The following is a 12470-nucleotide window of genomic DNA, read 5'->3' on the forward strand; positions in this document are numbered from 1 at the left end:
GGTTCCGCCCTTGTCCGTTATTGCTGTCCGATAACCGTTTGATGCTGGCCGCCGCGTTCAGGCGCTGCGCGCCGCCGTGCGGGGGTGACGATACCTGTTAGCCCTGCGAAGGTCGAGCCGTCAAAATTCGCTGTTGCCTCGCTGCACGGGCCGGCCTGCATAACCACTCCGGGCACGGGCCTCGGGGTAAGCCTCGCTTGACGCCATTTTTTGTCCATATTAAAAACGATATATCCCCAAGCCTCATCGATCAGCCAGAACATATAATTCGGAGAATTCATGAGTCAGCAACGCGAGGCGATCGATACGTACCTCTTGCGCGTCTTGCACACGCTTCTGATGGAGCGCAGCGTGACACGCGCGGCCGTCAAGCTCAACCAGTCCCAGCCCGCAATCAGCGCGGCATTGCGCCGTCTGCGCGACATCACCGGCGACCCGCTCCTCGTGCGCGGCAAGTCCGGCATGGTGCCGACCGAGTACGGCCTGCGCCTGCTCGAACCCGTCCAGAACGCACTGCGCGAGATCGAGCGCATCCGCTTCCAGCAGCACAATTTCGATCCGGCCACGTCCATCCGCTGTTACCGGATCGGCTGTCCTGACTATCTGAACGTCCTGTTCGTGCCGACCGTGGTCGAGCGCTTTCGCCAGGCCGCGCCCAACGCCACGCTCGAGTTTCACTCGCTCGGCCCTGCGTTCGACTACGAGCTCGCGCTCGAAGAAGGCAAGCTCGATATCGTCATCGGCAACTGGCCCGAGCCGCCCGAACAGCTGCACCTCTCGAACCTGTTCGTCGACCAGATCGTGTGCCTGATGAGCAACACGCACCCGTTCGCCAAACGCGGCGGCCTCACGCTCGACCAGTATCTGAACGCGCCGCATCTCGCGCCTACGCCGTATTCCGTGGGCCAGCGCGGCGCCATCGACGTGCACCTCGCGCGCGAACGCCTCAAGCGGCACGTGGTCGTCACGCTGCCGTACTTCAATCTCGCGCCCTACGTGCTCGTGAAGTCGGACCTGATCTTCACGACCACGCGCCTTTTCGCCGACCACTATGCGCGCTTCCTGCCGCTCACGGTCGTGCCCGCGCCGCTCGACTTCCCGCCGATGCAGTACTACCAGTTGTGGCACGAACGCTGTCATTACTCGGACGAAGTACGCTGGTTGCGCAGCCTCATCGCCGAAGCGACGAAGACGCTGATCGACAAGCCTTGAGTCGCACGGCCGCGTGCTGCTGCGGCCGGCTGACGCTTCCTGTACGCCTGTGCGTTGTACGCCTGCCTGCCTCAGCGCGCCATCTGCACGAGCTGCGCCGCGAGCCGGTTATGCCGCTCGATGACCGGCCCAAGCTCCACCGTCTGCAACACGCCCTCCTTCACGACCACGCGAGCGCCGATCACGCTCAGCGCAACCTGCGAGGGCGCGCAGAAGACGAGCGCGGCGACGGGATCGTGCAGCGCGCCCGCGAAAGGCGGCTGGCGCAGGTCGAACGCGACAAAGTCGGCCGCCATGCCGGGGGCGAGCGCGCCAATGTCGTCGCGGCCCAGCACCTGCGCGCCGCCTAGCGTCGCGATTTCGAGCGCTTCGCGCGCGGTCATGGCGTCCGGTCCGAAGCCCACGCGCGCGAGCAGCATGGCCTGGCGCGCCTCGGCCACCATCTGCGCGCCGTCGTTCGACGCCGAGCCGTCCACACCGAGCCCAACCGGCACGCCTGCGAGCCGCATCTTTTTCACGGGCGCAATGCCCGAGGCGAGCCGCATGTTCGAGCACGGGCAATGCGCAACGCCGGTGCCGGTCCGCCCGAACAAGCCGATGCCGTGGTCGTCGAGCTGGACGCAGTGTGCATGCCACACGTCGCGGCCCACCCAGCCGAGGTCCTCGGCGTATTCGGCGGGCGTCATGCCGAACTTTTCACGGCTGTAAGCAATGTCGTTGACGTTCTCGGCGAGATGCGTGTGCATCGACACGCCGTAATGCCGCGCGAGCACCGCCGATTCGCGCATCAGGTCGCGGCTCACCGAGAACGGCGAACATGGCGCCACGACGACGCGCAGCATCGCATAGCGGCCCTCGTCGTGATACGTCTCGATGAGGCGCTGCGTATCGGCGAGAATCGCGTCCTCGCGCTCGACCACGGAATCGGGCGGCAAGCCGCCGTCCTTCTGGCCGACGCTCATGCTGCCGCGGCTCGCGTGAAAGCGCATGCCGATGCGTCGCGCCGCGCGGATGCTGTCGTCGAGGCGGCTGCCGTTCGGGTAGATGTACAGATGATCGCTCGACGTCGTGCAGCCCGAGAGCAGCAGTTCCGCCATCGCGGTGAGCGTGGAGACCTCGATCATCTCGGGCGTGAGGTTCGCCCAAACCTTGTACAGACTAGTGAGCCAGCCGAACAGTTCGGCGTCCTGCGCGGCCGGCACGGCGCGCGTGAGGCTCTGGTACATGTGGTGGTGCGTGTTGACGAGCCCCGGCATCACGAGGTGGCCGCTCGCGTCGATCACCTCGTCGGCCGTGGCGGGCAATTCCGCCGTCGGGCCGACCGCGACGATGCGCTCGCCTTCGGCGTAGAGACCGCCGCCGCGAATCTCGCGGCGCGCGCCGTCCATCGTCACCAGCATGTCGGCGTTTTTCACGAGCAACGTCCTGGCGGGCTTTTGCGGGTCTTGCGGGTTTTGCTGCTGCACGAGTGTGGGTTCCATCGTCCTTGTTCGTTCCATTGTCGTGCCGCCACGAGCCTTGGGCTGTACCTTCGGACTCGCGCACGGCGTGTGAACCTGGCGCCCTCGCCTCACCCGCCGGCCTCGCCGGTCGCCCAGGCGCCCGGTGCCGACGCGTCCTGAGGAGGACGCCGCTGGCCCGGTTACCCGGCGCCCACCGCCGTCTTCGGGACGCGCAGCACGCGCTGCGCATGGCCTCTACGATCCGCAGCCAAAATAGTCGTGGCAATTCGCGCCGCTGCGATACCCAGATTTACGCCACGCATATAAAGGTCGATTTTTGGCGTCGGTACGATGCCAACAAGGGACGCCTGAATCCGGGGCGCAATGAGCGACAGGCGCCATGCAGCACCCAGGGCTCACCCTCATGCGCGTAGCTTTATCTTTCCTATCGCTCGCGCGCGGCGGGTGCGATCGTTTTTAAAATGCGTACACGGCGCTCGCTTCGATCCGCCGACGGGTATGTAGCCACTGACGTGGAGCCTCGATCCGCCGCCATGCATCATGCATGGGATCGAGAGCCGCCGCTGAAACCTCGCAATCGCACCAGGCACTCACAAGGAAAACTGCGAATGGGCAAGCTGACTACCCACGTGCTCGACACCGCGAACGGCCGTCCCGGCGCGGGCATCAAGGTCGAGCTCTTTGCGCTCACGGGCGACGCGCGCCGCGCGCTCAAGACCGTCACCACCAACGACGACGGCCGCTGCGACGCGCCGCTGCTCGAAGGCGAGGCACTCGCCAAAGGCGAATACGAACTCGTGTTTCATGCCGGCGACTATTTCGCCGCTCTCGGCACGAAGGTGCCCGAGCCGCGTTTCGTCGATCGCGTAGTGCTGCGCTTCGGCATCGCCGACGCCGGTTCGCACTACCATGTGCCGCTACTCGTTTCGCCTTGGTCGTACAGCACCTATCGGGGCAGCTGAGCGAGCCCCGGGCGGGCACCGCAATACAGACTCACAGGGCATTCCGGGCAATCTTCTGGCCCGGGTCATCAAGCCCAGGGCCATCCGAACAACAACGGCAGCGCGGCTGCACAAGGGTCGCCCAGCGGCCCCGACGGCAGATGGCGCGCTCATACCCCGCAGTTAACGCGTGCGTTCAGTTGCGCGCAATGTATCAGGACTGGAGACGTTTCATGGAAGGCTTTATTACCGACTGGCTGAACCTCGCATTGCGCTGGTTCCACGTCATCGCGGCGATCGCCTGGATTGGCGAGTCGTTCTATTTCGTCGCGCTCGACAACAGCCTCAAACCGCCCACGGACCCGAACCAGCGCCGCCGCGGCGTATTCGGCGAACTGTGGCATGTGCACGGCGGCGGCTTCTACAACATGCAGAAGTACACCGTGGCGCCGCCCGAAATGCCCGACGACCTCCACTGGTCGAAGTGGCCGTCGTACACCACGTGGCTCTCAGGCGCGTCGCTCTTCACCGTGCTGTATCTGATGGCGCCGAACACGTATCTCATCGACAAGAACGTGCTCGACATGGGTCCCGTCGTCGCGATCTTCTCGGCGCTCGGCTTCCTCGCCGCGGGCTGGATCGTCTATGACTCGCTGTGCCGCGTGCTCGGCACGAAGGACAAGCTGCTGGGCGTGTGCGTGGGCATCTACGTCGTGATCGCCGCTTACCTCGCGTGCCATATTTTCTCGGGCCGCGCCGCGTACCTCATCATGGGCGCGATGCTCGCGACGATCATGTCGGCCAACGTGTTCTTCGTCATCATCCCCGGCCAGCGCAAAATGGTCGCCGCGATGCTCAAGGGCGAAGTGCCGAACCCGATCTACGGCAAGCGCGGCAAGCAGCGCTCGGTGCACAACACGTATTTCACGCTGCCCGTGGTGTTCGCGATGCTCTCGAACCACTACGCGATGACCTACGCCCATGCCTACAACTGGGCCGTGCTCGTGGTGATCATGCTGGCCGGCGCGCTGATTCGCCAGTTCTTCGTGATGCGTCATCGCGGCCAGCAGCTGTGGTATCTGCCGATCGGCGGCGTGGCACTGATGTTCGTGGCGCTCGTGTGGACCCTGCCGCGTCCGGTCGTGCCGCAGGCCGAAGCCGCGAACGCGCCGTCGCTGAAGGTTTCCGACATCCAGCCGATCTTGCAACAGCGCTGTGCGGCCTGTCACTCGGCGCACCCGACGTTGATGGGCGCGGCGCCGGCCGGCGTGATGCTCGATACGCCCGACGAGATTTCGCAGAACGCGCAGCGGCTCTATCAGCAGGCTGTGACGCTCAAGGCAATGCCGCTTGGCAACGTCACGCACATGACCGACGACGAGCGGCAGAAGATCGCCGCCTGGTTCCAGGGCGGTGCGAAGCAATGACGTAGCGGGTAGCGCGAATAGCTGGCATCGCGCTACGTGAGTTGTGACTGGGCGGACCCGAGGTGCGATGCGCTTCGGGTCCTTTTTCTTTTGAAACGGTCTTTGCTGGAGGGATTGCGAGTCGGGCCGCGATGCGGATATGGAGAATCAGCGTCGGCCTTCCCACTGATGCCGGGAACCCTGCGTGCTGTCCGGAGCGTGCGAGAGGCGCGGCTCGCCATCTGGCCCGAGCGAAGCATCGAGGCGTCGCACATCGCCCTGCATGACTCGCCACGCCTTGCGGCCTCTTGCGCAGCCTGTTCGACTTGAGCCACCACCGTACTTCGTCCGTCAAGCGCAAAAAAGCCACGGGGTCTCGGCCGTGGCTTTTTCCTGATGATACGTACTGCTGTGTAATTCCGTGAATCACCTCATCGCGGCCTTCATCGCGTCTTCCGTCAACCAGAACGACTCCGGCAGATCCTGCTCGTTCAGATTGAGCCCATCTCCACCGCGATCGACGACGATGAAATCGCTCACCTCGCCTAACGCGATCAGCGGATGATGCCAGACGCCCTTTGCGTAGTTCACGCCCTGCCAGCCACGCGAAACGAATGCGCGAATCTTCGCGACGTCCAGCTCGCCCGCCGGCGCGACCACGACGAGATACGGCTTGTCGTTGAGCGGCACGAACGCCTGGCTGCCCAGCGGATGCCGTTCGAGCATCTTCACTTCGAACGGCAGCTCGCGCGGCTGCCCGCGAAAAAGATTCACGAGCGTGCGGCCGCCTTCATCGGTCACATCCACGTTCGCGAGATCGTGAAAGCGGATGGTCGTGCCCAGATTGATCGGAATCTGCTTCGCGCCCGCGAGCTCGATCACGTCGCCGAAGGGCGCGAACGCCTCGCGGGTGAGCGGCTCGATCGTCAGCATCGTCCTTGTTTCACTCATGATGGCCTCGTCAGCGTGTCAGGCGAGCGTGCCCCAGAGGCGTACACGCGACACGCCGCCGTCCGGGATGATGTTAAAGCGCACGTGCGTAACCGCGCCAAGCGCCGCGAGTTCGCTCTCATAGTAGTGCTGCTTGTCCATCTGCAGCGCCTGCTCGCCGAGCAGCACCGGCCAGAACATGGCCTGGGTCACGAGCGAGCTGTCCGTGCCGCCCACCACACGCGCGGCCTGGAACGAACAGCGGTCGGGGTAGTTGCCCTTGAAGTGCGCCGTATCGACTTCGATCTTCCTGATGATGCCCGGCTGCGCGAGCGCAATGATCGCCCAGTCGTTGCCGGGTTCGCGGCGGCGGCGCGTTTCCCAGCCGTCGCCCATGTTCACGCCGCGGCCCGGCATGAGCAGCGTGGCAGCCATGCCAAAGTGCTGATTGTTCGCGCTGACGAGGTACGCGCCGTTTTCCATCGCGGCGAGGTCGAACAGTTCGGTGCGGCTCGCGCCCGCCCAGTCCACCTGCGGCTGGCCGTACACACGCAGACGCGCGATGCCGCCATCGGGATAGATATTCACGCGCAGGTGCGTGTACGGCTTGTCGCTCGACACTTCCACGTAGTGGTGGCTGTTGCCGTTCAACGAGGTCGAGGGAACGATCTCCGTCCATTGCGTCGCGGCAGTGGGTGCGCCGTCTGCCACATACGCACCCTCCACCGATGCCGCCGGCGGATAGTTGCCCGTGAAGTGGCTCGTGTCGATATCGAGGCCCTGAATCACGCCGGGGCGGGCGAGTTTCACGATGCACCAGTCATAGCCGGTCGTGCGCTTGCGGCGCGTTTCCCAGCCGTCCATCCACTTGCCGTGTTCGTCGTACTTGCCCGGAATAAAGACGGCCGGCTCCGGATTGAGCATGCGCTCCTTCGGCGCGAAGAAGTCGTCGCTCGCCTCAAGCGCCTGCGCGCCCAGGCGCGGGTCCGCGAGATTCACGAAGCGGCGCGTGAAATCGGGGGCGTTGGGGTCGAGAGTCGGGAGTGCCATCGTTGTCATCCTTCGTATCTTTTCTGTAGATCAAAACGGCGCTGCGCCCCCTCGCGAAAAACCGGGGGGCGCATCGCCACGTTACGCATCGATCAGTTCATCCAGCCTGAAGCGCGCAATGCGGTAAATCTGGTCGAGGCTCGCGCGCATTTCCTCGGCGCGGCTGTTGTTCACGCGCGCCTCGAAGTTCGCGATGATGCCGTGGCGGTCATAGCCGCGCACGGCAAGAATGAATGGGAATCCGAACTTCTCGCGATACGCGCCGTTGAGCGCGAGGAGCTTGTCGAACTCTTCCTGCGTGCACTGATTCAGGCCCGCACCGCTTTGCTCGCGCGTGGATTCGGCGGTCAGCTCGCCGCGCACGGCAGCCTTGCCCGCAAGTTCCGGGTGGGCGTTGATGAGCGCAAGCTGCTGCGCCTCGCCCGCGGTTTCGACGGCCTGCGACATGGTGCGATGCAGCGCGTCGATGCTCGCAAACGGGCGTTGCCGTGCGGCCGCGGCGGCAACCCAGGGCGAGTGCTCGAAGATGCCCGAAAGCGCCGCCACGAAGGCGTCGACCGAAGCCTGATTCAGCTGTTCGAGGGTGTAGTGCATTGCCTTCATGCGGCGGCCCCGCGGTGGTCGTTCTGTTGCGGTTGATAGGGATGATGCTCGCGCCAGTGGCGCGCGATGTCCACGCGTCGTGTGACCCACACGCGCTCGTGTTTTTCGATGTGGTCGAGGAAGCGCTGCAGCGCGCGAAAACGCCCGGGTCGCCCGAGCAGCCGGCAGTGCATGCCGATCGAGAGCATCTTCGGCGCTTCGGCGCCTTCTTCGTAGAGCACGTCGAATGCGTCGCGCAGATAGGTGAAGAAGTGGTCCGCCGTGTTGAAGCCCTGGGGCGAAGCGAAGCGCATGTCGTTCGTGTCGAGCGTATAAGGCACGATCAGCTGCGGCAGCGACTTGCCGCCTGTGACCTCCACGTCCATCCAGAACGGCAGGTCGTCGCCGTAGTAATCGGAGTCGTAGAGGAAGCCGCCATACTCGGCCACGAGGCGATGCGTGTTGGGGCTGTCGCGCCCGGTGTACCAGCCGAGCGGGCGCACGCCCGTCACGCGCTCGATCGCTTCCATGCCGAGCTTCATATGCTCGGCCTCTTTGGCGGGCGAGACATCCTGGTAGTGAATCCAGCGATACCCATGGCACGCAATCTCGTGACCCAGCTCGACGAACGCGCGCGCGACTTCGGGATGACGCTCGATCGCCATGCCCACACCGAACACGGTGAGCGGCAGGCCGCGCTTTTCGAATTCGCGCAGGATGCGCCACACGCCCGCGCGCGAGCCATATTCGTAGATCGACTCCATGCTCATATGGCGCGCGGGATACGCTGCGGCGCCCACGATTTCGGAGAGGAACTGCTCGGAGCCGGAATCGCCGTGCAGTACGCAGTTTTCGCCGCCCTCTTCGTAGTTGAGCACGAACTGCACCGCGACGCGCGCCTGGCCGGGCCAGTTGGCCTGCACCGGATACCGGCCATAACCGATCAGATCGCGGGGATATTGGGGATCGAGTGGCATGCTGGTCGAATCAATCGAATAGAGAGAATGAAACGAAATCGCCGCGCAACAGCGAAGCGCCGTATAGCGGCCGCCGGCGCTGCTTTGCAGGACCTGGCGGACGGTCCGCGCAACCTGCTTGCAGGATTGGACCAGTGTAGCGAAATCACCTGTACGCGCCCATACGCACGCCCAGATAGTACGGGTCAAGCGAGGTGTATGTGGCCGCCCGATCCGGCGTCATCCCGGCGGCCATCTGTATTTGCGCGCGCCGCGCGTTTACCCGTAGCGCAGCGGCCGCACGGGCGGCGGAGTTTCCGTGACCGGGGCGGGATTTGCCGGGCTGAAACGCGCGAATTCGCCGTCGTAACGCTTGGCTAGCGGCCGCGCGAAGTCACCGCGTTTGGCCGTTGTGAGGCGCAGCGCGACGAGCGCCTCCACCCACTTCACGGCGGCCGTCACGCCGTCGATCACCGGCACGCCTAGCGCGTCCTCCACCTGTGCGCACAAGCTCGTCATGCCGGCGCAACCGAGCACGATCGCATCCGCGCCATCTTCCTCGAGCGCGCGGCGGCACTCGTCGACGATCGCGCGGCGCGCGGCCGATCCCGGTTCATCGAGTTCGAGCACGGCCACGTCGATCGCGCGCACGTTGCGGCAAAAGCGCGTCATGCCGTAGCGCTCGGCGAGGTGCCAGGCCATGGCGCGCGTGCGCGAGAGCGTCGTCACGACCGAGAAACCCGGCGCCAGCACGCTCGCCGCATGCATCGCGGCTTCCGCGATGCCCACGACGGGCCCGCGCGCCAACTCGCGCGCCGCGTAAAGGCCTGGATCGCCAAAGCACGCGATCACGTAGCCGTCGAAGCCTTCGCGCTCGCCCGCCTCCACTTCGGCGAGCAGGCCGGGCGTGGCGAGCGCCTCGTCGTAATAGCCTTCGATCGACGGCGGGCCCATCGTCGGGCTCACCGCCACCACCTCCGTGCCCGGTGCGATCACGGCGCGCGCGCACTGCTCCATCGCGGCGGTCATACGTTGCGTGGTGTTCGGATTGATCAATTTGATGCGCATTTCAATTCCTTCTTCGATGCCTGGTTTGCACGAAGCTCATGCGTTGGCGCGAGCGCGTTCGCCCATCGTGAGCGCGCGATAGAACAACGCGGCAAGCGCTGCGCCGATGAACCACGAGAAGTTCGCCGCACCGCCGAGCGAAGGCACCATCACGCAGACAATCGCGATCACCGCTGCGGGCAGCAACGCCGACACCGCGCGCCAGTTCACGCCGTTGCGATACCAGTACGCCCCTTTCGGCGACACCGTATAGAGATCATCCACGGCGAGACGGCCGCGCTTCACGAGATAGAAGTCGACAATCAGGACACCATACAAAGGGCCGATGAAGGCGCCGAGCACGTCGAGCGTGTAGTGAATCACGGCCGGGTTGTTGAAGAGATTCCACGGCGTGATGAAGATCGAGGCCACGGCGGCGAGCATGCCGCCCGCACGCCAGCTGATGAGCCGTGGTGCGACGTTGGAAAAGTCGAACGCGGGCGAAACGAAGTTCGCGACGATGTTGATGCCGATGGTCGCAATCGTGAACGTGAGCGCACCGAGAATCACAGCGGTCGGATGATCGATGCGGCCGACCGTTTCGACGGGATCGGTAATCAGTTCCCCGAACACAGGCAGCGTTGCCGATGTCGTGATGACCGTGACGAGCGAGAAGGCGAGAAAATTGACCGGCAGTCCCCAGAAGTTGCCTTTGTGAACGCTCTTGAGCGACTTGCCGTAGCGCGAGAAGTCGCCGAAATTGAGCATCGGCCCCGAGAAGTAGGACACCACGAGCGAGATCGCCGTGATCATCACGGGAATCACTTCGGTACCGTGATACTTCACGCCGCCGAGATTCAGGCCAATGTTGTGCCAGCCCGCGCGATACACCATGTAGCCCGCAAGCGCGAACATCACGACATAAACCGCCGGCCCGGCGAAGTCGATGAACTTCTTGATCGTCTCCATGCCGTTCCAGAACACGAACGCCTGCAGCACCCAGAGCGTCATGAAGCCGGCCCAGCCGATTGCGGAAAGCCCGAGCAGCCCGTGCTTGTGCACGTCGGCATAAGGCATGAGCTGCGGAACGAACTTGAGTACGACGATCACGAGCGCGCTCGAAGCGAGGTACGTCTGGATGCCGTACCACGCCACGGCGATGAGGCCGCGGATCACGGCGGGAATATTGGCGCCGAGCACGCCGAAGGTGCCGCGACAGGCCACCGGATACGGCACGCCGTGACGCTGGCTCGGCCGCGCGATCAGGTTGCAGAGCACATTGACGATGGAGATGCCGACGATCAGCGCGACGAGCACTTGCCAGCTCGTGAGGCCGAGCGCGAAGAGGCTCCCCGCGAACACATAGCCGCCGACGCTATGCACGTCGGACATCCAGAACGCGAAGATGTTGTACGCGCCCCAGGTCTGCTCCTTGAGCGGTGCAAGGTCGTGGTTGTAGAGCCGCTCGCTGTAGCCGGCCGGCAAGCACAGATTGTCTGCGGACTCGCTGCTTTCGCCAGATTCGAAGTTGGGCACTGCCGGACTGCCAGGTGACGCGCTGAACTGAGCCATGATCCGCTCCTTGGATGGATATGCCACGGAAAAAAGACGCCTGAACGCCTCGAAACGCGTGCGTACCGCCGCTGGACGCGGCCGCCGCGATATCCCCGAATGGTCTGGCCTGCGCGGGCACTGCGTCGGTCGCCGCTGCGGGCGCCCTGTAACGCTGTGCCTGTTCTTGCCGTACGCATGCACTGCATGCGCCCCACTCCATCCCCTTCAGCCGCGGCGGCCACCGTTCGTAGCGGGCCGCCGCGCTTCACTGCAATCCTTTCCTTTACTTCAATGCGCTTCAGTGCCGCCTCGGAAGCGCATCAGCGTGCAAGCGAGGTCGCCTCGCGCGTGCCGAACACTTCCTGCAAGTCGACCGAAGCGCCTGCCGGCCGGTCGAGCATCCGAAGCTCGACACCCTGCAAATGACGCACCATGAGCTCGACGGCCTCGTTCTCGTTGCCGGCCTCGAGCGCCGCGAGAATCGCCTCGTGGTCGTCGAACGAACACGGACTGCGTCCCGGCGATTCGTAGAGCGCTGAAATCAGCGTCGAGCGCGCCACGAGCCCGCCCAGGCAATCGCACAGCACCGTATTGCCGGTGAGCGCGGCGAGCGACGTATGAAACTCGCCCGAAAGCCGGATCCACGTCGGGAAGTCGCGCCCCTCGAAGGCCTTGCGCTCGCGCCTGATCGTCTCGCCGATGGTCTTCAGCCGGCGGTTGCCACGCTGTGCGCTGCAAATGCGCCCCACTACTGCCAACTCGATGATCCGCCGCATCTCAAACACCTCGTGCACTTCCTGGAGCGACGGGCTTGCGACGAACGCGCCACGATTGGGCTCCAGATCCACGAGATGGTCCTTCGCGAGCAGCGCGAGCGCCTGGCGGATCGGGCCGCGCTTCACGCCGAATACTTCGCACAACTGCGCTTCAGTCAGCTTCGCGCCGGGCGGCAGCCGGTGCTCGAGTATCGCTGCGCGGATTCGCGCGGCGATTGCCTCGGGCTTCATGCCGGTTGCTTCGGCGTCGATATCGGTCTTTCGCATGGCTCGGATCTCTATGTTGGGTATCCTAGGTTGGACATAAATATTGTCAACAATTTTGTTGGCGAACCTGGGGAAGATCCCCACGTGCGCGCCAGGTGCCACATGCCTCTTATCGGTGAAATGTGCTTTATTTCGGGGAATTCAGCACCTGCATGGTGATTCGTTGCCCCAATCCAGTCACATTTTTTGTCAACAATCTAGAGCCACGTGGGGTATCTTGAGCATTGTCTGGCGCCTCCAGAATTGGGCCGTTAGTTGCATAAGATGTCGTGAAAAAAGCGCCCGA

Annotated in this window: 12 protein-coding genes; 3 read left to right on the top strand and 9 right to left on the bottom strand. The window is 64.3% G+C overall.

Annotated elements, in window-relative coordinates:
• Positions 1-17: 17 nt before the first annotated feature.
• Positions 18-281, bottom strand: a complete 264-nt coding sequence (locus BHE01S_RS37845; protein WP_157025435.1) for a hypothetical protein — start codon at positions 279-281, stop codon at positions 18-20.
• Here BHE01S_RS37845 and BHE01S_RS16390 point away from each other — a divergent pair.
• Positions 280-1212 (top strand): LysR substrate-binding domain-containing protein, encoded by a 933-nt coding sequence (locus tag BHE01S_RS16390; protein WP_042265752.1) that lies wholly within the window; start codon positions 280-282, stop codon positions 1210-1212. The genes BHE01S_RS37845 and BHE01S_RS16390 overlap by 2 nt on opposite strands.
• A 71-nt stretch (positions 1213-1283) precedes the next feature.
• Here BHE01S_RS16390 and BHE01S_RS16395 read toward each other — a convergent pair whose 3' ends face one another.
• A complete protein-coding gene (locus BHE01S_RS16395) occupies positions 1284-2693 on the bottom strand; it encodes an 8-oxoguanine deaminase (protein ID WP_042265753.1) in 1410 nt (469 codons plus the stop codon).
• A gap of 590 nt (positions 2694-3283) precedes the next feature.
• Between BHE01S_RS16395 and uraH the strand changes: the two genes are divergently transcribed.
• Together uraH and BHE01S_RS16405 are read left to right on the top strand one after the other, a co-directional pair.
• Positions 3284-3637 carry a hydroxyisourate hydrolase gene (gene uraH / locus BHE01S_RS16400; RefSeq protein WP_042265754.1) on the top strand — a complete coding sequence of 118 codons (354 nt, stop codon included), beginning with the start codon at positions 3284-3286 and terminating at the stop codon, positions 3635-3637.
• Positions 3638-3849: 212 nt separating this feature from the next.
• On the top strand, positions 3850-5043 hold the full coding sequence (locus BHE01S_RS16405) for a urate hydroxylase PuuD (protein WP_042265755.1): 1194 nt from the start codon (positions 3850-3852) through the stop codon (positions 5041-5043).
• A gap of 405 nt (positions 5044-5448) precedes the next feature.
• Here BHE01S_RS16405 and BHE01S_RS16410 read toward each other — a convergent pair whose 3' ends face one another.
• The 7 genes from BHE01S_RS16410 to BHE01S_RS16440 all read right to left on the bottom strand — a co-directional run bounded on the left by BHE01S_RS16410 (position 5449) and on the right by BHE01S_RS16440 (position 12184).
• Positions 5449-5973, bottom strand: coding sequence for an ureidoglycolate lyase (locus BHE01S_RS16410; protein ID WP_042265756.1), 525 nt, complete (start codon positions 5971-5973; stop codon positions 5449-5451).
• 18 nt (positions 5974-5991) lie between these two features.
• Entirely contained in the window at positions 5992-7002 is a 1011-nt protein-coding gene (gene alc / locus BHE01S_RS16415) for an allantoicase (RefSeq protein WP_042265758.1), read from the bottom strand.
• Between the two features lie 81 nt (positions 7003-7083).
• Positions 7084-7605 carry a 2-oxo-4-hydroxy-4-carboxy-5-ureidoimidazoline decarboxylase gene (gene uraD, locus BHE01S_RS16420; protein WP_042265759.1) on the bottom strand — a complete coding sequence of 174 codons (522 nt, stop codon included), beginning with the start codon at positions 7603-7605 and terminating at the stop codon, positions 7084-7086.
• A complete protein-coding gene (gene puuE, locus BHE01S_RS16425; RefSeq protein ID WP_042265760.1) occupies positions 7602-8561 on the bottom strand; it encodes an allantoinase PuuE in 960 nt (319 codons plus the stop codon). The genes uraD and puuE overlap by 4 nt, the downstream gene beginning before the upstream one ends.
• Positions 8562-8819: 258 nt before the next feature.
• Positions 8820-9608 (bottom strand): aspartate/glutamate racemase family protein, encoded by a 789-nt coding sequence (locus BHE01S_RS16430; protein ID WP_042265761.1) that lies wholly within the window; start codon positions 9606-9608, stop codon positions 8820-8822.
• 36 nt (positions 9609-9644) lie between these two features.
• Complete coding sequence (locus tag BHE01S_RS16435; protein WP_042265762.1) at positions 9645-11159, bottom strand: NCS1 family nucleobase:cation symporter-1; 1515 nt, start codon at positions 11157-11159, stop codon at positions 9645-9647.
• A gap of 302 nt (positions 11160-11461) precedes the next feature.
• Positions 11462-12184 (bottom strand): GntR family transcriptional regulator, encoded by a 723-nt coding sequence (locus BHE01S_RS16440; protein ID WP_042265763.1) that lies wholly within the window; start codon positions 12182-12184, stop codon positions 11462-11464.
• Positions 12185-12470 lie beyond the last annotated feature (286 nt).

The sequence above is a fragment of the Paraburkholderia heleia NBRC 101817 genome, assembly GCF_000739775.1.
Lineage (GTDB): Bacteria > Pseudomonadota > Gammaproteobacteria > Burkholderiales > Burkholderiaceae > Paraburkholderia > Paraburkholderia heleia.